Annotated in this window: 23 protein-coding genes; 9 read left to right on the plus strand and 14 right to left on the minus strand. The window is 69.8% G+C overall.

The window, feature by feature from the left end; all coding sequences use genetic code 11:
* Window positions 1-18: 18 nt before the first annotated feature.
* From IG98_RS0121485 to IG98_RS0121500, 4 genes are all read right to left on the minus strand, one after another.
* A complete protein-coding gene (locus IG98_RS0121485) occupies window positions 19-693 on the minus strand; it encodes a DUF3710 domain-containing protein (protein WP_030914814.1) in 675 nt (224 codons plus the stop codon).
* A gap of 139 nt (window positions 694-832) precedes the next feature.
* Window positions 833-1,276 (minus strand): dUTP diphosphatase, encoded by a 444-nt coding sequence (dut, locus tag IG98_RS0121490; RefSeq protein ID WP_030914818.1) that lies wholly within the window; start codon window positions 1,274-1,276, stop codon window positions 833-835.
* The gene (locus IG98_RS0121495; RefSeq protein WP_030914822.1) at window positions 1,273-1,827 is read right to left on the minus strand and encodes a PaaI family thioesterase; all 555 of its coding nucleotides are present in this window, start codon (window positions 1,825-1,827) and stop codon (window positions 1,273-1,275) included. The genes dut and IG98_RS0121495 overlap by 4 nt, the downstream gene beginning before the upstream one ends.
* Window positions 1,828-1,838: 11 nt before the next feature.
* Complete coding sequence (locus tag IG98_RS0121500) at window positions 1,839-3,035, minus strand: AI-2E family transporter (protein ID WP_051752583.1); 1,197 nt, start codon at window positions 3,033-3,035, stop codon at window positions 1,839-1,841.
* Window positions 3,036-3,490: 455 nt separating this feature from the next.
* On the opposite strand from IG98_RS0121500, the gene IG98_RS0121505 reads away from it, so the two are divergent.
* Window positions 3,491-3,787 (plus strand): DUF4235 domain-containing protein, encoded by a 297-nt coding sequence (locus tag IG98_RS0121505; RefSeq protein ID WP_030914828.1) that lies wholly within the window; start codon window positions 3,491-3,493, stop codon window positions 3,785-3,787.
* Window positions 3,788-3,832: 45 nt separating this feature from the next.
* Here IG98_RS0121505 and IG98_RS0121510 read toward each other — a convergent pair whose 3' ends face one another.
* The 5 genes from IG98_RS0121510 to IG98_RS0121530 all read right to left on the minus strand — a co-directional run bounded on the left by IG98_RS0121510 (window position 3,833) and on the right by IG98_RS0121530 (window position 8,771).
* Window positions 3,833-5,209, minus strand: coding sequence for an alpha,alpha-trehalose-phosphate synthase (UDP-forming) (locus IG98_RS0121510; RefSeq protein WP_030914830.1), 1,377 nt, complete (start codon window positions 5,207-5,209; stop codon window positions 3,833-3,835).
* 55 nt (window positions 5,210-5,264) lie between these two features.
* Complete coding sequence (locus IG98_RS0121515; protein ID WP_030914833.1) at window positions 5,265-6,071, minus strand: hypothetical protein; 807 nt, start codon at window positions 6,069-6,071, stop codon at window positions 5,265-5,267.
* A gap of 83 nt (window positions 6,072-6,154) precedes the next feature.
* Window positions 6,155-6,454: a DUF4193 domain-containing protein gene (locus IG98_RS0121520; protein ID WP_030914836.1), complete on the minus strand. Its 300-nt coding sequence runs from the start codon at window positions 6,452-6,454 to the stop codon at window positions 6,155-6,157.
* Between the two features lie 272 nt (window positions 6,455-6,726).
* A complete protein-coding gene (locus IG98_RS0121525; protein WP_037970960.1) occupies window positions 6,727-8,037 on the minus strand; it encodes a sensor histidine kinase in 1,311 nt (436 codons plus the stop codon).
* Between the two features lie 80 nt (window positions 8,038-8,117).
* Window positions 8,118-8,771, minus strand: a complete 654-nt coding sequence (locus tag IG98_RS0121530) for a response regulator transcription factor (protein ID WP_030914842.1) — start codon at window positions 8,769-8,771, stop codon at window positions 8,118-8,120.
* Window positions 8,772-8,993: 222 nt separating this feature from the next.
* Between IG98_RS0121530 and IG98_RS51980 the strand changes: the two genes are divergently transcribed.
* Complete coding sequence (locus tag IG98_RS51980; RefSeq protein WP_169750159.1) at window positions 8,994-9,158, plus strand: hypothetical protein; 165 nt, start codon at window positions 8,994-8,996, stop codon at window positions 9,156-9,158.
* Between the two features lie 76 nt (window positions 9,159-9,234).
* Here the strand turns inward: IG98_RS51980 and IG98_RS0121540 are convergent, their stop codons facing one another.
* Window positions 9,235-10,029: an inositol monophosphatase family protein gene (locus IG98_RS0121540; RefSeq protein WP_030914846.1), complete on the minus strand. Its 795-nt coding sequence runs from the start codon at window positions 10,027-10,029 to the stop codon at window positions 9,235-9,237.
* A gap of 112 nt (window positions 10,030-10,141) precedes the next feature.
* Window positions 10,142-12,163, minus strand: a complete 2,022-nt coding sequence (locus IG98_RS0121545) for a S9 family peptidase (protein ID WP_051752585.1) — start codon at window positions 12,161-12,163, stop codon at window positions 10,142-10,144.
* Window positions 12,164-12,256: 93 nt separating this feature from the next.
* Between IG98_RS0121545 and IG98_RS0121550 the strand changes: the two genes are divergently transcribed.
* Window positions 12,257-13,219, plus strand: coding sequence for a ferrochelatase (locus IG98_RS0121550; protein WP_037970962.1), 963 nt, complete (start codon window positions 12,257-12,259; stop codon window positions 13,217-13,219).
* A 12-nt stretch (window positions 13,220-13,231) separates the two neighbouring features.
* Here the strand turns inward: IG98_RS0121550 and IG98_RS0121555 are convergent, their stop codons facing one another.
* Complete coding sequence (locus IG98_RS0121555; protein WP_169750160.1) at window positions 13,232-14,542, minus strand: lytic transglycosylase domain-containing protein; 1,311 nt, start codon at window positions 14,540-14,542, stop codon at window positions 13,232-13,234.
* Window positions 14,543-14,704: 162 nt separating this feature from the next.
* Between IG98_RS0121555 and IG98_RS0121560 the strand changes: the two genes are divergently transcribed.
* From IG98_RS0121560 to sepH, 3 genes are all read left to right on the plus strand, one after another.
* Window positions 14,705-15,901 (plus strand): MFS transporter, encoded by a 1,197-nt coding sequence (locus IG98_RS0121560; RefSeq protein WP_030914859.1) that lies wholly within the window; start codon window positions 14,705-14,707, stop codon window positions 15,899-15,901.
* 111 nt (window positions 15,902-16,012) lie between these two features.
* Complete coding sequence (locus IG98_RS0121565; RefSeq protein ID WP_030914861.1) at window positions 16,013-17,326, plus strand: D-arabinono-1,4-lactone oxidase; 1,314 nt, start codon at window positions 16,013-16,015, stop codon at window positions 17,324-17,326.
* A gap of 569 nt (window positions 17,327-17,895) precedes the next feature.
* Entirely contained in the window at window positions 17,896-19,671 is a 1,776-nt protein-coding gene (gene sepH, locus IG98_RS0121570; protein WP_030914863.1) for a septation protein SepH, read from the plus strand.
* A gap of 55 nt (window positions 19,672-19,726) precedes the next feature.
* Here sepH and IG98_RS0121575 read toward each other — a convergent pair whose 3' ends face one another.
* A complete protein-coding gene (locus IG98_RS0121575) occupies window positions 19,727-21,595 on the minus strand; it encodes a PH domain-containing protein (RefSeq protein WP_245651653.1) in 1,869 nt (622 codons plus the stop codon).
* On the minus strand, window positions 21,592-22,200 hold the full coding sequence (locus tag IG98_RS0121580) for a PH domain-containing protein (protein ID WP_245651654.1): 609 nt from the start codon (window positions 22,198-22,200) through the stop codon (window positions 21,592-21,594). The genes IG98_RS0121575 and IG98_RS0121580 overlap by 4 nt, the downstream gene beginning before the upstream one ends.
* A 231-nt stretch (window positions 22,201-22,431) precedes the next feature.
* On the opposite strand from IG98_RS0121580, the gene IG98_RS0121585 reads away from it, so the two are divergent.
* The 3 genes from IG98_RS0121585 (at window position 22,432) to IG98_RS0121595 (ending at window position 25,212) form a co-directional block, all read left to right on the plus strand.
* Entirely contained in the window at window positions 22,432-23,400 is a 969-nt protein-coding gene (locus IG98_RS0121585) for a daunorubicin resistance protein DrrA family ABC transporter ATP-binding protein (RefSeq protein ID WP_030914869.1), read from the plus strand.
* Window positions 23,397-24,206 carry an ABC transporter permease gene (locus tag IG98_RS0121590; protein ID WP_030914873.1) on the plus strand — a complete coding sequence of 270 codons (810 nt, stop codon included), beginning with the start codon at window positions 23,397-23,399 and terminating at the stop codon, window positions 24,204-24,206. The genes IG98_RS0121585 and IG98_RS0121590 overlap by 4 nt, the downstream gene beginning before the upstream one ends.
* A gap of 439 nt (window positions 24,207-24,645) precedes the next feature.
* Complete coding sequence (locus IG98_RS0121595) at window positions 24,646-25,212, plus strand: YbhB/YbcL family Raf kinase inhibitor-like protein (RefSeq protein ID WP_030914875.1); 567 nt, start codon at window positions 24,646-24,648, stop codon at window positions 25,210-25,212.
* Window positions 25,213-25,349 lie beyond the last annotated feature (137 nt).

The following is a 25,349-nucleotide window of genomic DNA, read 5'->3' on the forward strand; positions in this document are numbered from 1 at the left end:
CGTACGCGATTCGGCCTCTCAGCGGATCTCCGCGATCTCCGGCCCCCGGTCGAACGGGGCGAGGTCGGGCCCCTTGCCCTCGTCGGCCTGCTCCTCCACGGCCTGCCTGGCCTCGGGGGGCAGCCGGAGCTCGATCGCCTCCTTGGGGGCCATCGGCTCGTCACCGCGTACCACGACTATGTCCCGGACGACATCCTCCAGCGTCGCGGCGACCTCGGCGTCCTGTGCGGCACGCCCGCTGATCACCGCGCGCAGGAACCAGCGCGGCCCGTCCACCCCGATGTAGCGGACCGGCTGCTCGACGCCCTCGGCGGGGATCCTGGCGGCCAGCTCGACGCCGAACGCCCCCTCCTGCTCCTGCGCGGTACCTCCGGCGCTCTTCACCCCTTCGACCAGCTCGGCCCTGACCTCGTCCCAGATACCGCTCCGCTTGGGCGCCGCGAAGGCGTGCACCTGCAGAGCGCTCTCGTTGAACAGGACCACCGCACCGACGATCTGGTCACCGGCCAGGTTGAGCTGGACCTCGAAACCGGGGCCGACCGGCAGGCGCATGCCTCCGAGGTCGACCCGCTCACGCTCGGGGTAGGGCTCGTCGGCATCCCACGGGCCCGACTCCCGCGCCGGGACCTGCGGGGTCTCGTCCACCGCGGCCTTGGCGGCCGGGGACTCCTCACGACGGCGACGTCGGAACATTTTCCTCACGCTCCTTGAAGTTTCGCTGGTAACTCATCCCCCGCCGGATACGGCGGTGGGTGGCCTCCGGGGCCGAAGGTGCGCCCAGGTTCCGGATCATCATCCGTCACCTCCTTCACCTCGTCGGAGTCACTCCCTGTCAACGACCTGTGGACCCGAACCCATCCGCGCCTCGCGCCGATCCGGGCAACCGGTCCGCCTCGTAGAACGCCGCCCTCTCCACCTTCTGGATCACCAGCTGCGCGATCCGGTCCCCCCTGCGCAACCGCACGGTGTCCTTGGTGTCGGTGTTGAGCAGCGTCACTCTGATCTCGCCCCGATATCCCGCGTCCACGGTGCCGGGCGCGTTGACGAGTGTCACGCCGTACTTGGCGGCCAGACCCGAGCGTGGGTGGACGAACGCGGCATACCCATCAGGCAGGGCGATCGCCAGCCCGGTGCCGACCGCGGCCCGCTCTCCGGGGAGGAGTTCGACGTCCTCGGCGGCGTGCAGGTCGGCGCCCGCGTCACCCGGGTGGGCGTACGACGGCGACGGCAGGTCGGCGTCGAGCCGGTGGATCAGCACCTCGACGGTGTGGGTCACGGGTTCACCTCGTACTTGTGGTGCTCGTCGATGATCGTCTGGGCGTCGCCGTGCTCGGCGAAGTGCTCCATGCCCACCTCGATGAAGAGCGCTGCGGCCCGCACGGCGACCGGGCCGTCCGGGGAACCGATCCGGCCCTCAGCCTCAAGGTACGCCTTCCTGCCCGACATGCCGTTGCACCAGGCGCGCATATGCAGGACGGTACCGACCGGAACCGGGGCGAGATAGTCGGTCTCCAGCCTCGCGGTGACGTAAGGGCGCTGGAAGAGCCAGACCAGCATGCCGATGACCTCGTCCATCGCCGTGGCGAGCACGCCGCCGTGCGCCAGGCCCGGCGCACCCTGGTGTGCCGTTCCCACGGTGAATGTGGCGATCACCGTGACCCCGTCGGGGGTGACGGCGGTCAGCCGCAGGCCCGTCGGGTGGTCCTCACCGCAGCCGAAACAGCCGCTGTAGTGGGAACCGAGGGCGGTGCCGGGGGCGGGCCCGCCGGGGAGTGGCCGTGGCAGGACGGCATCTGGCGGAGGGGTGGTCAAGGTGGAACGAGTCACGGAGCAGAACGTTACTCCCTGGGCTGCGGTGATTCCTCATCCACCGGCTTTCCCGCTTCCGCCGCCGGTTCCGCCCCACCCTCCTTCTGCCTCTCTTTCGGCCCTGCCTCGCCCGGGTCGGGATGCGGCGAGGCCGGTGGCAGGGCGAGCGGTTCGTCACTGCTGAGCTCGGGCAGCGCCCGGTAGATCACGGCGGCCACCGGCACCGCCACCGCGGCCCCGGCGATACCCGCCAGGATGCCGCCCACGGCCAGCGCCAGGATGATCGCCAGCGGATGGAAGTGCAGCACCCTGCCGACGATCAGCGGCTGGAGCACGTGGTTCTCCAGTTGCTGCTCCACGATCAGAATGCCGATGAAGATCAGAGCGTAGATCGGCCCCTTGGCGCCGAGGGTGACCAGGGTGGCCACGGCACCGGCGAAGAAGATGCCGACGATGGGGATGAAGCTGGCCAGGAAGATCAGCACCGCGAGCGCCGCCCAGAGCGGCACCCCCATCCCGGCGAGCACGATGCCCATGACCACGCCGTGCACGGCGGCCACCGCGACCGTGCCCTGCACATAGTGCGAGAGCGTCACCCAGGCGGTCCGCCCGGCCCTGTCGACGCGCGGCGCGACCCCGCCGAACCCCTTCAGGAACCACGACCAGATCCGGTCGCCGTCCTTGAGCATGAAGAAGGTCACGAACAGCAGCAGCACGATGGAGGCCAGCACCTCCAGCGCCACCGTGGCGCCGGTGAGGACCGTCTGGGTGATCTCGTTGCGCTGGTTGGTCATCTGCTTGCCGATCTCGTCGACCCAGCTGCTGATCTGGGTCGGCTGCAGATGCAGGGGCCCGGTGTAGAGCCAGTTCTCGACATCCTTGGCCGTCCGGCGCACCTGGTCGACGAGGCCGGGGAACTCCTCGTTGGCACGCGCCCCGATGATCCAGCCGGTGCCGCCGAGCACGGCGAGCGCGACGATCATGGTGACCCAGGTGGCGTAGATGGGCCGCATGCCCATCGCGCGAAGCCGCCTGGTCACCGGGAACAGCAACGCGGTCAGCAGGAGCGCGATGGCCACCGGCAGTATCACGATGTGCAACATCGCAATGAACTGGGCGAAGTAGAAGACGGCCCAGCCGATGATGATCAGGCAGAGGCTCCACATCGCGAGGCGCAGCACCGTGCGAGGTACCAGGTTCGTCAGGCGCTCCCGATCTGATATCACACGTTCCAGACTGTCATGCCGGAAAGGAAAACGCGCGAGAGTTGTCACCCTGACACGGGGAGGAGTGGCCCGGCCACCCGGCCGGGCCATCCGATGTGCTGTCGGGGATCGGCGCCCGCCCGGTCAGGGGCCGGCGCTCACCCGGGTGGACTCAGCGCTCACCCGGCGGGCGGGAGATCACCCTGTCCTCGAGGTAGCAGCTGCAGTTGCCACATCCTGGCGGCATGCCTGTCCTCCCCTCACCTGTCCTGCCTCGACCGTACGGCAGGATCCCCCGACGGAAAGGACAGATTCGCGTGCGCGCCGTCTCCTCGCTCTCCCGGCGGCCGGAGCGTACGGCAGGCCGCCCCGGCATGGGCACGGTCACCGTTCTGTCATGCCTCGCCATGGCTTCACGCGATATGGCGCTCGGGGAGACTAGTGTTCTTGATGCGGACAGAAAACGGGAGGACCACATGGCCGACAAGAGCGAGAAGCAGGACATGGCGTGGCGAGCCATCGGTGGCCTGCTCGGCCTCATCACCGCCTGGAGCGCCAAGAAGGTCATCGGGTTCGCCTGGGAGAAGAGCACCGGCAAGAAGCCGCCCGCCGACAGTGAGTCGCCGGACATCAGCCTCGGCGAGGCGATCGGCTACGCCGTGGTGATGGGGGTCGGCATGCAGGTGGCGCAGATCGTGGTCGCCCGCAGCGCCAGGAGGCGCTACGACGCGTGGAAGTCCCTGAAGGGGGCGGCCAAGGACGCCACCAGCTGACGGCCGGCGAACCCCCCGGCCCCGCCGGGGCCGGGGGGACACAGGTCAGGACGACTCAAGCGAGGTGAGAAACTCCCTCGCCCAGCGGTCCACGTCATAGGTGGACACCCTCCGGCGCAGCGAGCGCATCCGGCGCGACAGGTCGTGCGGGGTCGCCCGCATCGCGGTCAGCATGATCCGCTTGAGGCCGTCGACGTCATAGGGATTGACCATGAACGCCTGACGCAGCTCGTCGGCCGCCCCGGCGAACTCGCTGAGCACCAGCGCGCCGCGCAGGTCGTTGCGGCAGGCGACGTACTCCTTGGCGACCAGGTTCATCCCGTCACGCAACGGTGTGACCATCATCACGTCCGCCGCGAGATAGAGCGCGGCGAGCTCGTCACGGCCGTACGACTGGTGCATGTACTGCACGGGCTGCTGCCCGAGCTCTCCCTGCTCGCCGTTGATCCGGCCGACCTGGAGCTCGATCGAGTCGCGCAGCCGCATGTACTCCTCGACCCGCTCCCGGCTCGGCGTGGCGATCTGCACGAACGCCGCCTCACCCGGTTTGATCGTCTTCTCCGCGAGCAGTTCCCCGAACGCCTTCAGGCGCTGGCCGATGCCCTTGGTGTAGTCGAGCCTGTCGACGCCGAGCAGTATGCACTCGGGGTCGCCCAGCTCCCTGCGGATCTCCCTGGCCCTGGAGATGATGTGCGGCTCGCGGACCAGCGAGTCGAGCTCGCCGAAGTCGACGGAGATGGGGAACGCCCCGGCGCGCACCACCCGGCCGTCCACGTAGATCTCGTGCTTGTGGTGCTGGAGGCCGAGCAGGTGACGGCAGAGCCGGATGAAGTTGGACGCGCCGCCGGGACGCTGGAAGCCGACCATGTCCGCGCCGAGCAGTCCCTCCAGGATCTCGCGCCGCCATGGGAGCTGGACGAACAGCTCTATCGGCGGGAAGGGGATGTGCAGGAAGAAACCAATGCGCAGGTCGGGGCGGAGCTTGCGCAGCATGGCCGGGACCAGCTGGAGCTGGTAGTCCTGGACCCACACGACCGCGTTCTCCGCGGCCTCCTCGGCGGCGGCCTGGGCGAAGCGCTCGTTGACCGCACGGTAGGCGTCCCAGGTGACACGCGAGTAGACGGGGGTGGCGACCACGTCGTGGTAGAGGGGCCAGAGTGTGGCGTTGGAGAAACCCTCGTAGTAGAGCTCGACCTCGTGCTCGGACAGCGGGACGGGGACGAGCTGCATCCCGTCGTGCTCGAAGGGTTCGAGCTGTTCGCCGGGGGCCCCGTGCCAGCCGATCCAGGCCCCTTCCCTGCGCTGCAGGACCGGGGCGATCGCGGTGACGAGGCCGCCGGGGCTGCGCCGCCACATGTCCTCCCCCACCCGGTCGACGGGGAGACGATTGGCGACGATCACAAAAGTACTGCGGCCCGGCACAGGTTCCTCCAGGTAGTCGGGGGCTTACTGAATTAACTACCCGTTTGAGGAGTTTCTATGGCTTTCCAGGCGGAAGGGCATGATGAACCCTCAGATCACTCCGTACCATCTCGCCGAGCTTCTTCGTGGCGGCGCGGTTGAGGACCCCTCCCGCCACGGCGCCGGTGAGGAAGGGGCCCAAGGTGGTGAGGTGGCGTCCGAGAGTGCGCATCAGCCTGTTGCGCAGGGCGGTCTTGGTGGCGGTGCCGAGCGCGACGGTCATCGTTCCCGGGGACATGGGATCGACACCGCGCTGTCTGGACCAGGCCGCCGCGAAGGCCATGGCCCGCTGGGAACCGTTGCCGGGCACCTGCATCCCGTACACCTCGTGGAGCTCCGCGATGAGCTTGACCTCGATCGCGGCGACGACGAGGGTCTCGGCCACGAGCTGGGCGGGCGCGGAGAGCAACAGGGGAGGAGTGACGAACTCGGCCGCGGCGACGGCCCCGCCGATGGCTCCGACCGTCATGGTGGCCTTGGCCGCGGTGCGCACCAGGTCGTCTGCCAGCGCCTCTGCGGTGAGGCCGTGGTGGTGCTCGGAGAGGGTGCGCAGGTCCCGGATGGGAATGCGGGGTGCCACGGCCATGAACACGTCGGTCAGCCAGCGACCTCGGCCCGCCCCCGACTCCTTGGCCTTCTTCGCTCCCCGGGTCAGTGCTTTCGTGAGACGGCCGAGCAGCTTTCGCCGCTCGGCCCCATCCATGTCACCCGGCTCCGCGAGCCGGCCGACGATCTCAGCCACTTCCCGATCAGGCGCGTCGGCCGACTCCCCGGCAGTGGAGTCGGCCGGCGCCGCATCGGTCTGCCTGTTCTCTGACGTCATGTCTCGGAACCTCCTCAAGGCTGTCCTGGGCCCCTATCCCATGGCTGGAAGAGCACACCCCGAACAGGCCATCGGAATTATCGTCAAGCCGCGCACTCCCGGCATATCTGCTGGCCGTTCTTCTCAACGGCGAGCTGACTGCGGTGGTGCACCAAGAAGCAGCGCGCGCAGGTGAACTCGTCGGCCTGACGAGGAATCACCCGGAGCGAGAGCTCCTCGTTTGACAGGTCCGCGCCCGGCAGTTCGAGCGACTCGGCGAGATCCGTCTCGTCGATGTCGATGCTGCCCGAGGACTTGTCGGTACGGCGGGCCTGCAGTTCCTGAAGACTGTCCTCACTGAGGTCGTCGTCGGTCTTGCGTGGGCTGTCGTAATCGGTAGCCATCGGTCTGCTCCATCCCCCTCATCTATTTGTGTGCGCTCACTCGCGCGTGTGTAACGTTCGAGAGGCACGACTTGTGCCCGATCTGCCGACGAGATTCCTGCTTCGGTACCCTGCCGGAATGGTCACTGAACCTCCCTACACGTGAGGGACGTACTGCCAATGGCCACGGTTAGCCAAATATGGCGTAAACCACAGCATCGGCGGCATGCACCACCGTGTTCGACGGCACATCCAACCACATGTACGGCGTGAACGAGACGCCCCCCGCCGGATCAACGCGCCTGAAGTCGCACGGTGACCACCAGACCTCCTCCGTCCCTGGGGATGGCGGTCACGTTGCCCCCGTGAGCCCGCACCACCGCGCGGACGATGGAAAGCCCGAGCCCCGCGCCCTTGTCGGAGTCGACCCGGTCGGCGTTGAGCCGTCGGAACGGCTCGAAAAGACTGTTCACCTCGTACGCGGGGACATGTGGCCCCGTGTTGGCCACCTGAACAATCAACGCACCCTCCACCATTCCCGTCCTGACCCACAGGCGTCCGGACTCGGGGAGGTTGTGCTTGATCGCGTTCTCCACCAGGTTGGCCACACAGCGCTCCAGGAGCACCGGATCACCGACGGTCCCGGCATCGCGGAGCTCGGTGATCACGGCGACCCCGGCCTCCGCGGCCCGCGTGGCGAGCTGGTCGACGGCCGTCTCGGCCACGTCCTTCATGTCCACCGGCTTGCGCACGCTCAGCTCGCGCTCGCTGCGCGCCAGCAGCAGCAGGCCCTCGATCAGTCGTTCGTTTCTGGCGTTGACCTCCAGAAGGGTGCGGCCCAGCGCCTTGAGATCACCCGAGGCCTCCGGGTCGCCCAGCGCGATCTCCAGGACCGTCCGGTTGATCGTCAGCGGGGTGCGCAGCTCGTGCGAGGCGTTGGCCACGAATCTTCGCTGTGTGTCGAAGGCCACATTGAGCCTGGTGAGCATCTCGTCGAAGGTGTCGGCCAGTTCCTTCAGCTCGTCGTCGGGACCCTTGAGGTCGATCCGCTCGTGGGCGAGCGTGGAGCCCGACAGCTTGCGGGCCGTGGCGGTCATCTGCTGGATCGGTTTGAGCGCCCGGTCGGCGACGATGTAGCCGATGATGACCGCCAGGATGCCGACCCCCAGCAGGGCCAGCAGCGAGCGGGCCAGCAGTTCCTTCTGCGCTCCGGCGATCGCGGCGTGCTGGTACCAGTACCACTGCTGTTCGTACCGGCGCGCCTGGTCGGGAGGCATCACCCCGTCCAGGTCGAGCGGGAACTGCGGCCACGCGTCGTTGAGCGCCCAGCCCACCATCAGGTAGATCACGACCATGAGCAGGGCACCCGCGGCGAAGAACAGCGTCGCGTAGGTGATGGTCAGCCGCCACCGGATGCTGACCCGATCCACGATCACCCGCAGCCGATCCAGCAAAGTCCGCGGGACCGGAGCGGCGCCCACCGGGGGCGGACCGTCCCACGCGGGCGGGCCGGTCGGCGGCGGGGGCTGAGCACCTTCGTCCGGGGGGCCGGACCCGAGCTGCTCGCTCTTCCAGGCCCCCCGCTCGGAGTGCGGGCTGATCATCGGGTGGGTCGGCACGGTCCCCCGGTCCTTGTCCGCCGGGACGAACGTCGGACGCTCCTCTCCCCCGCCTGCCGGAACGCTCACAGCCGGTACCCGACCCCTGGTACCGTCTCGATCACCTGAGGCTCGCCCAGTTTCTTTCTCAGCGTCATCATGGTGACGCGCACCACGTTGGTGAACGGGTCGATGTTCTCGTCCCACGCCTTGTCCAGCAGATCCTCCTGGCTGACGACCGCGCCCTCGGCGCGCATCAGTTCCTCCAGGACCGCGAACTCCTTCTTGGTGAGCGCGACCTCCGTGCCGTCCCTGGTCACCAGCCGCTTGCCCGGATCCAGGCGGACCCCCGCCCGCTCCAGCACCGGCGGCAGCGCCGGGGCGGAGCGGCGGCCGAGCGCCCGCACCCGCGCGACGAGCTCGACGAACACGAAGGGCTTGGCCAGGTAGTCGTCGGCGCCCAGCCCCAGCCCCTCCACCTTGTCGTCGACGTCGCCCGACGCGGTCAGCATGAGAATCCGCGACGCGATACGGGAGGCCACCAGCCGGCGGCAGACCTCGTCACCGTGCACCTTGGGCAGGTCCCGGTCCAGGACGATGACGTCGTAGTCGATGTAGCCCGTCCGCTCCAGCGCGCCGGCGCCGTCGTAGGCCACGTCCACGGCCATCGCCTCGCGCCGGAGCCCGGTCGCGATCGCGTCGGCGAGCACCCGCTCGTCCTCGACCACAAGCACTCGCACGGCTTATGGCACCTCCCGTCACATTCCATGAGCAGCCGCTGGAACGGCCCCTCATTCTCGCCCCATCCCCTGTAAGCACACGGTAAGGCCCTCTCAGGGGTAGACACTCCGTGTGATGTCGGAAACACATAGGTTTAGCCACCTGGCTGCTATGGGTACAGCCGGTTCCAGTCTCTATCGCGGTACCTTCCGCCCCCATGCGCCCGTGAGAAAGAAGGTGAGATGGGCGAGTTCACCACCACAATCGAACACCGCCTCGACCAGGCATACCGGAATCTGCAGGAAGCCAGGTCCTCCGGCGATGACTACCTCGCCGACACCTTCACCGCCGAGATCGAGGATCTCCAGCGTCTAGCCACAGACAACGGCGTCCCCATTCAGCGCTGATGGGAGGGAGCCCCCCGGCGATCTTGGCCGGGGGGCTCCCTCGTGCCCGTACCGCGAGGGTCCGGAGCGCGACGCCTCAGGCGTCGCGCTCCGGATCCAGCGGGAGCAACAGGTCGTGCAGTTCCTCGAACAGGCCGGGCGCCGCGCACAGGACAAGGCCGGGGTTGGCCGGCTTGCCGGCCAACCCGCCGAGCCTGGCCCCCGCCTCCTGGGCGATGAGGCCACCGGCCCCGTAGTCCCAGGCGTTCGGGCCGCGCTCGTAGTAGCCGTCCACCCGTCCCGCCGCCACCGAGCAGAGATCCGAGGCCGCCGATCCGCCCCGGCGGATGTCACGTACCCGCGGCACCACGTGCCGGAGCACCTCCGCCTGCACCTCGCGCCGCCCGCTCTCGTAGCCGAATCCGGTGGCGATCAGTGCCCGGTCCAGCGGCACACCGGTGTTGCAGCGCAGCCGCTCCCCCGCCAGCCACGCGCCCCCGCCCCTGACGGCGGTGAACACCTCTCCGCGGGGCACGACGTTGACCACCCCCGCGATCACCTCACCGTCCACCTCGACCGCGATGCTGACCGCCCACTCGGGCAGCCCGTACAGGAAGTTGACGGTCCCGTCGATCGGGTCGACGATCCAGCGGACCCTGCCGTCGCCGGTCGCGCCTCCCTCCTCGCCGAGGATCGCGTCACCGGGCCTGACCGCCCGGATCCTGTCGCGGATCAGCTCCTCCGAGGCCCGGTCGAGGGCTGTCACCACGTCGGTGGGGCTGGATTTGGTGACCAGCACCTCAGGGCGGGATGGACGCTTGGCCAGGAGCATCTCACCGGCCTCCCTGGCTATCTCCTCCGCCAGCCTGCCGAAGGTCACACTACTGTCCACGATCCCCTCACCACTCCTCACTCGCTCACCGGGCTCAGGAACCGGCCCTCTCCTCCACTCCTCCGCCGGCCGGCCGAAGGTCACGGCACCGTCCATGATCCCTCCACCGGGTTCACGACAGCGACTCAGGACGTTTCCACTCGCGGCCGAGGACATGCTGGTCCAGGAAGGCCAGCACGGTCTCGTACCAGACAACCGCGTTGCCCGGCTTGAGCACCCAGTGGTTCTCGTCGGGAAAGTACAGGAACTTCGACTCCACGTCGGAACGCTGCAGGTCCCACCAGAGGCGCAGCGCCTCGCCGATGGGGACCCGGTAGTCCTTGTCACCGTGGATGACCAGCATCGGGGTGGAGATGTTCCCCAGCGACCGGTGCGGGGAGAGCTTCGCGTACAGCCCGGTGCCCGGGGCTCCGAACTCGCGCTGCCAGTACATGGATCCGTCGGTGGTACCGGCGAACTGGTCGAGGTTCCAGAGCGAGGCATGGCTGACGATCGCACTGAACCTGTCGGTGTGCCCGGCGACCCAGTTGGCCATGTAGCCGCCGAACGAGCCGCCCATGGCGGCGGTCCTGGTGGCGTCGACCTCGGGCAGCTCCAACGCGGCGTCGGTGATCGCCATCAGGTCGGCGTGGGTGCGCGGACCCCAGTTGGCCCAGCCACGCCGGATCATCTCCGGCCCGTACCCCGTGGACATGCACGGGTCGGGAAGCAGCACGGCGTAACCGTTCTGGGCCATGATCCACGGGTTCCAGCGCCAGGACCAGTCGTTCCAGCTGCCCAGCGGGCCACCGTGGATCCACAGCAGGATCGGCGCGGGGTTCTTCGCCGAGGCTCCCTCGGGCAGCGCCAGCCAGGCCCTGATCTCCATGCCGTCGTCGGCGGTCGTGGTCACCTCGGTGAGCCTGCCGGGCAGCGTCAGCTCCGGGGCGGGGGAGGGCAGTTTCTCGACGGTGCCGTCCGCGGCCACCCTGACCGGGGCCGCGGGCGCGTCCACCGCACCGCGCAGTGCGTAGACGGTGCCGTCGGGCGCGACGTTGAGCGAGGCGTACGCGGCGTCGTCACCGGTGAGCCGCTCCGGCGCGGAACCGTCGGCCGGGACCCGGAAGATCGGGCGGCGGCCGTGATGGTCGGCGGCCACGAACAGCGAGCGGGAGTCGGGCGCCCAGACGATGTCGGACGGCCAGAGCGCCCCACCCGCGGGATGGCCCTCACCGGTGGCCAGATCGACGATCCACAGGGTGCTCTCGGGGATGTGGTCGATGTCGGCGTGGTTTCCCCGGACGCACGCGACCAGGCGTCCGTCCGGAGAGATCTTGATAGGCCCGCCGAAGTCGTGGCCGTTCTCGGCGGCGAGGACCCGTCGGGCACCGCCGTTGGCCGCCTCGATGGCGACCAGTTCGAAACGGAGCTCGCCGTACGGCAGTGAGACACCCCAGGTGGCCACGACCGTGGAACCGTCCGGCGTCACGTCGTAGGCGCTGTGGCTCGCCAATGCCTTGCCGGGTTGGGGGGTGAGGTCCCTGACCTCGGTCAGCCGTTCCTCCTCGCCCAGCGTGCCCGCGAACAGCCGGGGCTCGCCGGGACCGAGATCGTGATCCCAGTAACGCACCGGGTAGCTCTCGTGCAGGATCGCACTGATCCCCGCCTCCTTGCGCGTCTTGCGCCGCTCGGCCTCCCCCGCCTCGTCGCCCGGGAGCACGTCGGAGCAGAAGACCACGGTCTGCCCGCCGGTCGCGAACCCGGCGACACCCCCCGGTCTGGATGCGATCTGCCGGGCCTCTCCTCCCGCCGCGGGCAGCAGCCAGAGCGCCGGAACCTCCTCGTCGGCGTCCTTGACCGTCGGGTCGGGCCGGCGCGAGCCGAAGAGCAGATCACCACGCTGGGTGAACTCGGCCCCCGCCTCGCCCCTGACCGATCTGGTCAGCCGGTGCGGCCTTCGGCCGTCGAGTGGGATCTCCCAAAGGGAGGTTCCGTAGGATCTGCCATCGGGGTTGAGCGCCTGCACCACGCTGACCAGGCGCGTTCCATCGGGGGATAGCCGCAAGGATGCCACCCGCGGCACGCCGACATAATCGCGGATGTCGTTAAATGGGGTCACAGTTTCGAACCTACCCCGGCTGCCGTCTTCGGACATGCCCCCAAACACGCATCCACAAATGTTGTTGATGACGAACTACTCATGGTGACCATGCGAGAGAACGCCCCGGCATGCGGTTTGATGAAGGCCATGGGGAATTACGACGCACTGCTCGTCGTCTCGTTCGGGGGTCCCGAGAAGCCTGACGACGTGATGCCGTTCCTGGAGAACGTGGTACGGGGCCGTGGGATCCCGCGCGAGCGACTGCTGGAGGTCGAGGCGCACTACCAGCGCTTCGGCGGGGTCAGCCCGATCAACCAGCAGTGCCGCGACCTGATCGCGGCCGTGGCACCGACCATCGATCTTCCAATCTACTGGGGCAACCGCAACTGGCACCCCTATCTGGAGGACACGCTCCGCGAGATGGCGGGTGACGGCGTGCGCAGGGCGGCGGCCTTCGTCACCTCGGCCTACAGCTCGTACTCGAGCTGCCGGCAGTACATCGACGACATCGCGCTGGCCAGGGCCGCGGTCGAAGGTGCCCCCGAGGTGGTCAAGCTCCGGCACTACTTCGACCACCCGGGCTTCGTCGCGGCGATGGCCGACCACACCCGCGAGGCGCTGGACCGGCTGCCCGACGGGCTCGGCGACTCCGCCCGGCTGGTCTTCACGGCGCACAGCATTCCGATCTCGATGGCCGAGACGGCCGGCGAGAACGGCGGGGCGTACGAGGCCCAGCTGCGCCGCGCGGCCACGCTGGTCGCCGCGGAGCTGGGCGGCGACAGGGCGTGGGATCTGGTCTGGCAGAGCCGGAGCGGCGCCCCCCACATTCCGTGGCTGGAGCCCGACGTCTGCGACCATCTGCTGGAGGTCGACGCCCCGGCGGTGGTGCTGGTGCCGATCGGTTTCGTCTCCGACCACATGGAGGTCGTCTACGACCTCGACGTGGAGGCCGCGGAGACGGCGAGGAAGATCGGCCTGCCGCTGGTCAGGGCGGCCACGGCCGGCACCCACCCCCGGTTCGTCTCGATGGTCTCGGAACTGCTCGCCGAACCCGAGCCCGTCGCGTGCTCGGCCACCTGCTGCCCGGCGCCGCCGCGCCGCCGCGGGTAGGGCATCGGCGCCTCAGGGGTAGGTGGCGGCATAGCCGCGGGAGATGGCCAGCACTTTGGAAACGTACGACCAGGAATGGTTGTAGAACCAGATGGCCTTCTCCAGTTTCCTGCCGCCCTGAGCCGCTCCGTTGGCGCACAGGTAGTTGGCCGCCGACGGGACCGCGTCGTAGGGGCTCCAGATGTCGGCGACGCCGTCGCCGTCGCCGTCCACGCCATAGGTCTTCCAGGTGGCGGGCATGAACTGCATCGGTCCCTGCGCGCCTGCGGAGGAGGGGCCGTTGTTGCGCCCGTGGGAGCTCTCCACCTGGCCGATCGCGGCCAGCACCGTCCAGGAGAGCCCCGGGCAGACCTCGGCCGAGGCGCGATAGAGCTCCAGGTAGCTGCCTGGTCTGCCGACCGTCACCCGGGCCGCCTTCGCGGTCCTGCCGGTACCGGTCTTCGCCGTGGCCGCCTTGTCCGTGTCGGCCTTGTCCGTGTCGGCCTTGTCCGTGCCGGATCCACCGACGGCGACCACCTGGGAGCCTGAGCCGAGCAGCCTGCCCACCCGGGCCTTGAGCACGGCGGTGGCCTTCTCGGGCCCGTGCACGAGCAGCGCCACCCCCGGCGGCAGGCCCAGCCTGCGGCCGGTCTCCTCCCCCACGATGCCGTCCACGCCCGGCAGGCCCAGGGTGGCCGAGGCCGCGGCCCGTAGCCGGGGCCCCCCGTCCACCTGGTACTCCGCACCGAGGACCAGGCCCAGGCGGCGCGCCGCCGAGCTGTCCGCGACGAACTCGCCCCTGGCCAGGGCGCTCCACACCTCCTGCTGGTCGGCGACGGCCCTGGGGACCCACGCCCGGAAACGGGCGGGATCGACCGCGAGGAGGTTGAGTCCGACCCCGGACACCTTGACCGCCCCGCCGTCGAAAGAGTCGATCTTCTGGACGTACTTGAGCCGGGAGATGTCCTCCTTGCTCTGCTCGGTCAGCGTCGACGGGGATATGACCAGTAGCCGGGGCGGGGTGGGGGTGAGCCCCGGGCTGTCCGCCCCTTGGGGGCCGGGGACCGCGGACGGCTGCGCGACCGGGGTCTTCGGAGTGGTCTCCTCGCCCGCGGGGTCACCCGGGCCCGCCGGATCCGGGCTCTCCGGGTTCGCGTTCTCCGGGTTCTCCGAGTCCGCCGTGGCCGGCGGGGTCGCCGGCCGGCCGACCACCGGCGCGATCGCCGCCAGGTCCCGGACGCGGGGCTCCGTGCCGGTGTTCCCGTCCGGGGCCGCGGGACGGCCGCCCGTGATCACTGCGAGCGCGACACCACCGAGAGCGACAAGTACGGCCAGAGCAACCATCACTGGGACGAATGCCCTCAACCCGGGAAGACGTGACACTGCGCTCACGTTAGCCTCAACGGCCCCCGGCGGGAGCCGTTGCCTGGAAAATCACTTGCCGAGAAATGACTCCGTGCGGAATCGTCGGCATGTTCCACCCGCATAGAGCGTCAAGGAGTGCCAGTGGTCGGGCCGTACCGGGGGCTCTTCAGCACACCCGGCGTCAAGGGCTTCGTCATCGCGGGATTCTTCGGGCGGATGCCCATGTCGATGCTCGGCATCGGCATCGTGCTGCTCGTCAAGGCGCTCACCGACTCCTACGCGACGGCGGGAGCGGTCGCGGCCACCGTCAGCGTCTCCCTGGCCGTCGCGGCTCCCCTGTCCGGGCGCCTGGTGGACAGGTTCGGCCAGGCCAGGATAGTCATCCCGCTCACCCTGGCGCACGGCGCCACGCTGACCGGCATGATGCTCTGCGCCAAGTTCGGCGCCCCCCGGTGGACGCTCTTCGCCACCGGTGTCGCGGTCGGCGCGACCGCGCTCTCGCTCGGCTCGCTCGTGCGCGCCCGCTGGTCGCACCTGCTGGGCGGGACGGCGAGGCTGCACACGGCGTTCTCCTTCGAGTCGGTCGCGGACGAGGTCATCTTCGTCGCGGGCCCGGCACTGGTCACCGCCCTGGCCACCATGATCAACCCGTACGCGGGCCTGATCGTGGCTCTGACCTGCACGACCATAGGCACCATCGCCTTCGGGCTGCAGCGTGGCACGGAGCCACCCATCCGCCCCAGGAAAAAGCGCTCGGGCACGCCGATCACCATCCCCGGTGTCGCCCTGATGTCATGCGTCTTCCTGGCGATGGGGGCGGTGTTCGGCTCGGTCGACCTGGTCACGGTGGCGTTCGCCGAGGAACAGGGCGCCAAACCCGCCGCCGGCCTGCTGCTCGCCTCGTTCGCCGGCGGGAGCCTGGTCTCCGGGCTCTGGTACGGCGCGCGGCAGTGGACCGTCTCGCTGCGCGGCAGGTTCACCGGCTCGCTGGCGGTGTTCGCCGTGGGCCTGACCCCGATCATGCTCATCGGCGACGTCAGGATCATGGCGGGCGCGCTCTTCCTGGCCGGGCTGGCCATCTCCCCGACCGTCATCACCGGCTACAGCCTGACCGAGCAGTTGGTCCCCATCCACCTGCTCACCGAGGGCATGGCCTGGATCTCGACCTCGGTCGGGTTCGGCGTGGCGATCGGCGCGTGGGCGGGTGGCAGGCTCACCGACGCGTTCGGCGCTTCCAACGCCTACGGATTCTCCTTCACCTGCGCCCTGCTGGCCGCGGCGATCGGCGTCGGCGGCTCCGCCTGGCTGCGAACCCCTGTCGCCCGGCAGCAATCATGAGTATTGTTCATATTCGCTGGCGGAGCGAGTGACGAACCGGCGGTAACCCGCGTCCCGGGGGCGTCGACGCCCACGACAGGGCCGGGTGACGCCCGCAGGGCAGGAGTGAACATGGGCGAGACCTTCCGCAACTGGGCGGGGAACCAATCCGCCACCCCCATGGAGGTCCGTACACCGTCCGGCGCCGAGGAGGTCTCACGGGCGGTGCGCGACGCCGTCGCCTCGGGACGCCGGGTGCGGATGACCGGCAGCGGGCACTCGTTCACCTCGGTCGCCCTGACCGACGGCATCCTGCTGCGGCCGGACGCGCTGACCGGGATCCGCGAGGTGGGAGACGGCTGGGTGACGGCCGAGGCGGGGACGACCATCGGCGCGCTCAACCGGGAGCTGCACCAAAGGGGGCTGGCTCTGGCCAACATGGGCGACATCGACGCTCAGACCCTGGCCGGGGCCATCCAGACCGGCACCCACGGCACCGGCCGGGACCTCGGCGGACTGGCCGACCAGGTGCTGGCACTGGAGATGGTGCTCGCCGACGGCGAGATCGTCACAGTCCGCGGCGACGGCGAGGGGAAGATCCGCGGGGTGGCCGAGCAGGACCTGTTCGACGCGGCCAGGGTGGGCCTGGGCGCACTCGGCGTGGTGACCGCGGTGACCTTCCGCGTGGAGCCCTCCTTCCTGCTGCGCAGCGTCCGGGAGCCGATGGCGCTGTCCTCGATCCTGGACTCCCTCGACTCCCTCGTCACCGGCAACGAGCACCTCGACTTCTTCTGGATGCCGCACACGGACACCTGCCTGACCAAGCGCAACAACCGCAGCCCCGGCCCGGCCCGGCCGCCGGGCGCGCTGAGGTACTGGCTCGACAACCACTTCATGGAGAACACCCTGTTCGGCGCGGTGTGCGGCATCGGTGGCCGCTACCCGGGCGCCATCCCCCGGCTCAACGCGCTCTCGGCCGCGACACTGTCGGCCTCGACCCACACCGACGTCTCGCATCGGATCTTCACGAGCGTGCGCCAGGTACGCTTCCTGGAGATGGAGTACGCCATCGCGCGCGAGCACCTCGGCCAGGCCCTTCGCGAGGTCCGCGACCTGCTGGAGGTCAGGGACTGGAAGATCAGCTTCCCGATTGAGGTGCGGGTCACCCCCGCCTCCGACGCCTGGTTGTCCACCGCCTACGGCAGGGACTCGGCCTACATCGCCTGCCACGTCTACCGGCCGACCCCGAACCCCGCCTACTTCGAGGGCGTTGAGGAGATCATGACGAGGCTCGGCGGCCGTCCGCACTGGGGCAAGCTGCACACCCGCGACGCGGCCTACCTGACGAGGGTCTATCCCCGGTTCACCGACTTCCTGATGGTACGGGACGCCCTCGACCCCGGACGCGCGTTCGCCAACGAGTATCTCGACACCGTCCTGGGCTGAGGGGCCGCCGAGGCGGTCTCGTTCCCCCGATTCGGCCGCTTCTCACAAGCTTTCGGTAAAGGGTGACGCAAAGGCTCGCTCGAAGAGTGACGCGTCCGCGTGTCCCGTCGTTCCCCCGGCACGTGCGACGGGCAGATTCGCAGACGCCCGCGCCGCTCGACCCCGAGGGAGTCCGCTGGAGATGACCTTCTCCCGCCGTCCATGCCAGCCGCCGCCGCGATCCGTCGTCACGGACCGCGACGACCGGCCCCCGCACAACGCCGCAATCGCGACATACCCTCCCCGGACCGGCGGACCGGCCTCACCGCCATCTCCCGATTCTTGGCGGAAGTCCGCAGCGGTTCACGGGGTTATCCATGAGAATTCCTTGAGGACCCCGAAGTTGCTGCTCCAGACCGGTGCCCTGTAATTAGATGAATGGAGCAAATGTGACCGGCGTCACATCGCTGCGAGCCCCATCCAGGAAGGCGATGTTCGGACATGCCGGGTACGGTGCTGGCAGGCAACCGGCACACGCGAGAGACTCAAGGGTCCGGGGGAAGATTGAGCACGACGACGAAGGGACTCGCATGCAGGAGCTCCGACTCGTCGCGGTGAGTGAGGACGGGACCTATCTCGTGCTGGCGACAGCCGGCCGGGGTACCCGGTTCACGCTGCCCGTCGACGACCGGCTCCGTGCTGCCGTCCGCGGCAACTTCTCCCGTCTCGGCCAGTACGAGATCGAAGTGGAGAGTCCGTTGCGCCCCAAGGAGATCCAGGCTCGGATCCGTGCCGGCGAGACCGCGGAGGAGATCGCCAATACGGCGGGCATCCCGGTCGAGCGCGTGCGGTGGTTCGAGGGCCCCGTGCTCCAGGAACGTGAGTACATGGCACAGCAGGCGCAGCGCTGCGCCGTACGCCTGCCCGGCGACTCCGCTCCTGGTCCCACTCTCGGCGACCTGGTCGCCGAGCGGCTGACCCGCCGCGGCGTCCCCGCCGACGAGATCGAGTGGGACTCCGCCAAGCGGGACGACAACATGTGGCGCATCAAGCTCGGGTTCGTGTGGAACGGTCACACGCGCAACGCCGAGTGGCTCTTCGACCCGCGTCGGCGCCACATCACGCCCCACGACGACGAGGCCCTGCGTCTGTCCAGCGGAGAGGACGTCAAGCCGGTCGAGGACACCACGGTCACGCCGTTCGTGCCGCGGGTGGCCAAGCTCGCTCCGGTGCCGCCACTGGCCCCCGAGCCGCCGAACCAGCAGCCGGTCGCCTTCCCTTCGGTCCTGCGGCACGAGTCCGTGGCACAGTCCCGGCCCGCCTACGCCCAGACCGAACCTCCGGCCGCCTACCAGCAGCCGCCCATGCCTCCGCTTCCCGCCGGATACGAGGCCCCGAGGGTGTCCGTGCCGCCGCTGCGCGCTCCCGACCCGGCCGGATACCAGTCCGACCGAACGTCGGAGCCCGCCGTTCCCGCGGCCGAGGGCTCCGATCCCGCCGCGCGGGTCAGGCCGCCGGAGCCGGTGCTGCCGGAGCCGGTCATCGCGCACGAGCCGGTCTCACCGGCGGCGTACGAACCCGCCACGCAGGAACCCGCCGCGTACGAGCCGCCGACCGCCCCGGAGCCGGAGCCCGCGGCACCCGCCGCGCCACAGCCCGTCGCCGCCGCCCAGCCCCCCGTGACGGCGGCCGCGCCGGCTCCGGTCGAGCCGTTCTCGATCGGCGCTCCGGAGCCGGTGCCCGCCCCGGCGCCGGGATCGGTCGCCGGCCCCGACCTGCCCGAGCAGATTCCGGCGCACGCGCCGGCCGCTCCCCCCGAGGCGACGGTCGCCGTACCTGAGGCCACGGCCGAGCCCGTGGTCGCGGAGGCCGCGAAGGCTCCCCAGGTCGCCGAGGTTCCGGAGATCGCGGAGGCTCCCCAGGTCGCCGAGATCTCAGCCCCCCTCTCGCCCACAGCCGCGACCCCGCCGGAGCCTGTCGCCGTCCCGCCCGAGCCCACCGATCAGCGGTCCACGGCGGACGAGAAGGCGGCGAGGCAGCCGGTCTCCGCGAAAGCGGAGACCGCCATCGTGGCGAAGGAGACCCCCGTACCGGAGACCGAACCGGCCCAGGAGGGTTCGATAGCTGTACCGGCGGCGCGCGTCAGCGTGGACGAGCGGGCCAAGGCCGAGCCGGGCAGGCAAGAGACACAGGGGGACACGGGGGCCATGCAGGAGACCAAGGTCGACAAGCCCGCGGCGGAGAAGCCCGCGGAGCCGCCGAAGCCGGCACCGGCTCCGGCGCGACCTGCCAAGAAGTCCCGGGGGCGGCGGGCGTCCGTGCCCACCTGGGACGAGATCATGTTCGGCGCCCGCCGCCAGGACTGATCGCATCGCGTCAGGCGGGGGTGACCGGAACACCGGCCCCCCGCCTCGCCGTATGTCAGCCGTTCCCCCGCTCCCCAGACGAGGACGATCTGTCTGGCGTGGGCGGTTCGCCGGGTGTCGCCGATCCGAGGAGCGAGGACTCTGCGGGAAGCGGGTTTCCGCGGCCCAGATCCTCGGAGACGAGGAACGGGGCCAGCCAGGTCGGGGTGACCTCGGCGGCGAAGGCCGGCCCCTCGGCCTCACCGATGTCGAGGGCGGCATAGCCACCGCTGCCCGCGCCCACGCCCGCGGTCACGGTCAGCAGACCGGCGCGGCGTTGGAACCAGGTCTGGCTCAGGGTCCAGCCGACGACCGCCCGCTTCTCCACCACCGCCTGAGAGCGGCGTAGCGACCCCGAGCGGACCGACAGGCGGCTCCCGTCGTAGGTGTGGCCGAGGGACCGGTAGCGGTCCAGGCCGAGCGGGATGCCCAGTAGCGCGAGGATCAGGGCGGGCACCGCGAGCGCCCACCAGAGCCCGGACCAGAGCAGGGCCGCGGCCGTCGCACAGGCGGCGGGGACCAGCCAGGGGAAGATCGCCCGAAACAGCCGGCGCCTGCGCGCCGCCGGCGGGTGGGACCGCAGCCCGGTGGTGATCGGGCCGATCGCCTCACCCAGCACGTCGAGCACGGTCTCCCTCGGGGCGACGGGAAGCAACTGGCCCCGGGTCTCCGAGTCGCCGAGACCGGTCACGATCGCCCACGCGCGGCCGAACCCCGCCCAGCGCTCGGCCGGCCCTTCCACGAACTCGAACCCTCGCACCCTGCGCCGCTCCAGGGACACGCTCCTGCGCGTGATCAGGCCGCGCCCGGCGATCAGGTATCCCTCGGCGGCGCGGAGTGTGAAGTCCCAGTTGAACACCGCGTACATGACCACACCGACCACCGGCATGGCCAGGAGCAGCAGCACCAGGGCCGCGGCGAGCAGGGGCGGATGCTCCCAGAGCCACTCCCCCGCCCCCATCACGACCCGCCTGTCGATCTTGAACTCGCTGCCCCACTGGAACGCCAGGCCCACGGCACCGGCGACCAGCGCGAACGGGGTCAGCAGGTAGGAACCGGAGAGCGGGCCGTAGACGAGCCACTTCCGCGGCAGCACGAAGAACACCCGCTGGGGGGTCGCGTCACCCACCTCGTGACGGACGACGGCGGGGGTCGCCGGCTCCGCCACGTTCGCGGCCGTGAAGTCACCCGAGCCGGACGCCGGGGCCGTCTCGCGCGCCTGGGCGCGTCTCGCCGTGCGGGCGCGTGCGTGCCAGAGCAACACCGCCTTGAGCCGCTCCCCCTCCTCCACGGTGACCCCGTCGAGCTCGCCCTCCTGTTTGTCGTCGCCGCCGGCGCCGGTGTCGATCCGCAGGACGGCGATGCCGAGCAGGCGGTGCAGCGGCGGGGCACTGACGTCGACGCCGCGGATCCGCTCCAGCGGGATCGTCCGCACCGACCTGCTGATCAGCGACCGGGTGAGTTCCAGCCGATCACCGGCGACCTGGTAGGTGAAGGTGGCCCAGCGCACGGCCGAGAACGCGACGGAGCCGACGACGCCCAGCGCCGCCCACACGAACGATCCCGGAGAGAACCCGCCGAGGAACAGGACACCGGCCAGCGGCAGGAAGAGCGAGGGCAGCATCCGGATCGGATCGGTCAGCAACACCTTCGGGCTGAGCCGCAGCGACGGCCCCGTCCGGTCGGCCGGGCGAGCGGGATCAGGATGCGGGACGGACCCGGGAGACCCGGAACCGAACACCGCGGATTCGGCGCCCTCCCCCGCCCCGTCGACCGAACGGGCAGGGCCGGGACCAGGATTCGGGACGGCCCCGGAACCGGGCAGCGAGGATTCGGTGCCCTCCGGCGGCTCCGCCGGTGAACGGTCGCTGGGGGATCCGGTCACGTCGCGTCGTCCCTGAGCTCCTCCGCGCGGCGGGCGAGCCCCTCGGCCAGTTCGGCGGCGACCTCGTAGTCAAGGCCCTTGATCGTGGACGAGCCCGCGTGGGAGGCGGTGCGGATCTCGACGGTCGCCAGGCCCAGCATGCGCTCGAACCAGCCCTGCGCCTTGTCGACGGTCTGGATCCTGCTGACCGGCACGAACACCCATTCCCTGCTGAGCCACCCGGAACGGGCGTAGACAACGTCCTCGCTGAGCTCCCATCTGTGCACGGCGTACCGCCAGAACGGCTCGATGAGCGTGCCGGGCACCAGTAGCAGCACCATCAGCCAGGGCAGCCACCAGATGTTGTCCAGCGCCCATCCGGGCAACCACGACCAGCGGCCCTCGTCGATCCACCTCGCCAGCAGGAAAGAGCCGCCCACCAGGAGAAGGGACCAGAGGATCCCTTCCATCAGCCACAACGTGACCGCCTTGCGCGAGATCGGGTTGGCGGGGGCGCGCAGGGAGACTCGGGCACGCCCGGGGGTGCCCCTGCGGCGTTCACCCGGCCGGCCGGCCGCCGTGGCCTCCTCTGAGGCGGGGCTGTGCTCATCGGCTCGGTCACTCACGCTGTCAGCCTAAACGGTCACGTCCCACGGGGCGCTCCGGCGGTGTGACGCAAAAAGTTCCGCCGGAGCCCGGCGGGTCATCGCGGCAGGTCCGCGGGCAGGTGCTCCGACGAGGCGGCTCCCCTTCCGCGATCCGGCAGCGCCCGCTCCCCTCCGGCCGGGCCGCGGATCGAAAAATGTCGGTGGCGCGGTACATGCTGGAGAGCCGAAGACCACGGAAAGGTACGACCGATGACCTATGCGATCCAGGCCGAGGGTCTGGTGAAACGCTACGGGGAGACCCGGGCACTGGACGGGGTGGATCTCCTCGTTCCCCAGGGAAGGCTGCTCGGTGTGCTGGGCCCCAACGGGGCGGGCAAGACCACCGCGGTGCGCATCCTGGCGACGTTGCTCCGCCCCGACGCCGGCACCGCCCTCGTCGGCGGCTACGACGTGACGAGCCAGGCCCACCAGGTGCGTTCACTGATCGGTCTGACCGGCCAGTACGCCGCCGTCGACGAGATGCTCACCGGCGTGGAGAACCTGGTGATGATCGGCCGCCTGCTGGGCATGACACGCGCCGATTCCCGGGCGCGCGCGGGCGAGCTGCTGGAGCGCTTCGACCTGTCCGACGCCGGCGGGCGGGCCGCGAAGACCTACTCCGGCGGCATGCGCCGCCGCCTGGACCTGGCCGCCAGCCTGGTCGGCCGCCCTCAGGTGCTCTTCCTCGACGAACCCACCACCGGGCTCGACCCGCGCAGCCGCACAGACCTGTGGAGCGTGGTGCGCGGCCTGATGGCCGACGGTGTCACCGTGCTGCTCACCACCCAGTACCTGGAGGAGGCGGACCAGCTCGCCGACGACATCGTCGTCTTCGACCACGGCAGGGTCATCGCCTTCGGCACCTCCGACCAGCTCAAGGCGACCACCGGCGCCCAGGTCCTGGAGGTGCGCCCCTCGCAGGCCGAGCACCTCGATCTGGTCGGCAAGGTGCTGGCCGACGTGCTGGGCGAGATTCCCGACCTCAGCGGGGGCAGGGCCACCGCCTCCGTCCACGACCCCGCCACCGTCCCCGCGATCGTGCGCCGTCTGGACGAGCAGGGTGTCATCGCCTCGGAGCTGGCGCTGCGCAAGTCCAGCCTGGACGAGGTGTTCCTGGCCATCACCGGCCACCTGCCCGAGGACGAGGAGACTCCCGACAAGGAAGAGGCTTTCGCATGACCACGCTGACGACGACCATCCCGCAGATGGCCGCCAAGCGCGTCACCCCCCTGGCCACCCTGCAGCAGACCATGACGCTGGCCTGGCGCAGCCTGGTTCAGATCAAGCACAACCCGTGGGAACTGCTGGATCTGAGCATCCAGCCCATCATGTTCCTGCTGCTGTTCACCTACGTCTTCGGCGGCGCCATCTCCGGATCCACCGGCGACTACCTGCAGTTCGCCCTGCCCGGCCTGCTTGTACAGAACGCCCTGTTCTACACGCTCTCCACCGCCATCGGCCTCAACACCGACATCACCAAGGGTGTCTTCGACCGGCTGCGGAGCCTGCCCATCGCCCGCACCGCGCCCCTGTCCGGGCGCATCATCGCCGACACCGCCAAGCAGGTGTGGGCCTTCGCCCTGCTGATCGGCTTCGGCGTGGTGCTGGGCTTCCGGGTCACCACCAGTTTCTTCGGACTGCTGGGCGCCCTGGCACTGCTGGTCGTGGTCGCCCTGGCCATGTCCTGGATGTCGGTGCTGATCGGTTTGAAGGCCTCCAGTCCCGAGAAGGTGCAGATGATCGCCTTCTCCACGATGATGCCGCTGACCTTCACCAGCAGTGCCCTGGTGCCCTCCGCCACCTTCCCGTCCTGGCTGAAGACCTGGTCCGACCTCAACCCCGTCACGCACCTGGCGGACGCCATCCGCGGCCTGCTCATCGGTGGCGACGTCACCAGAGCCGCTCTCTTCTCCCTGCTCTGGGCCGCCGGTTTCGCCGTGGTCTTCGCCCCTTTGGCGATCCGCGCGTTCCGCAGCCGCGTCTAGGCGCCCTGCCCCTGAAGTGCCTCCTGAGCACTCCCCGGGTCCTCTCCGCCCAGCGCGGCCGGGCGATGCCTCACCGCGTTGGGCGCACTCCGGGGCGGCTCTCCCCGTGAGGCTCCAGGCAGGCCGCTGCACGAGGTTTCCACCGGGCCCAGGAAACCGGTCCGACTGGATCCGGCAGGGGCAGGGCGGCCCATTGGAGGGGCGTCTCGGGGGCACGGCCGCCACAGGCGCTCCAGCCGTCGCAGATGTTCCAGGAGTCACGGCCGCCGGAGACGACGAGGCATGACCAGCGCGCGACGGCCGGGGACGGCGAAACCAGTTTGATGTTAACTCCCGCCCCTTCCGTCCCTCGGTTTTGCCCGTTTTTCGGCCTTTTCCCCCCAGCGGAACCTCGCGATCCGGTCTGCGCATCTTCCAGACCCGCGTAGCATCATCGGGCATGGGGCAGCCAAACATGTCTACGCGCCGCCCGCGGCTGATCTCGGGAACGGTGATCGCCGCGGCGCTCGTCGTCGTGTCCTCGGGTTGTGGGATGGCTAGCGGCATGGCCTCGACGGAGAGATCCCAGCTGGAGCCGATCAGCGTCTCCAGCCCTCGGGTCAGAGACGGCGGCCCCCTGCCGTCCGACTATTCATGCAAGGGTTCGGCCGGTAACCCCCCGTTGCGCTGGTCTCGCGTGCCCGAGGGCACGAAGTCCGTCGCGATCGTGGCGGACAGCAACTCCCAGACAGGCGGCGAGGTGCACTGGGTCGTCTTCGACATCGACCCCCGCACCAACGAACTGCCTGAGGGTGGCGCCCCGGTGGGAGCCGTGGAGGGAAGCACGACGAACGGCAAGGTGGGCTATAGCCCCCCGTGCGGCGTCCAGGAGAACTATCGTTTCACTGTCTACGCGCTCGACGGCAAGGTCGATCTTCGCAAGGGAGCCTCCCTTGACCAGACCTTGAGGAGCATCGCGGACAAGACGATCGCCTGGGGACGGCTCACCGCGGCGCACATCGAGTGACTGGCCAAACACCGGAGGTAGTAATGGTTACCAATTCTTCACTTAGGGTGTGACAACGCTCATAGTGGTCCGACACAATCAGATCCAATGTCCAAGCGCAGGTGATGCATGGGGGAAGGTCGCGTCGATGGCCGCGC

Source organism: Streptosporangium amethystogenes, assembly GCF_000721075.1.
GTDB lineage: Bacteria > Actinomycetota > Actinomycetes > Streptosporangiales > Streptosporangiaceae > Streptosporangium > Streptosporangium amethystogenes.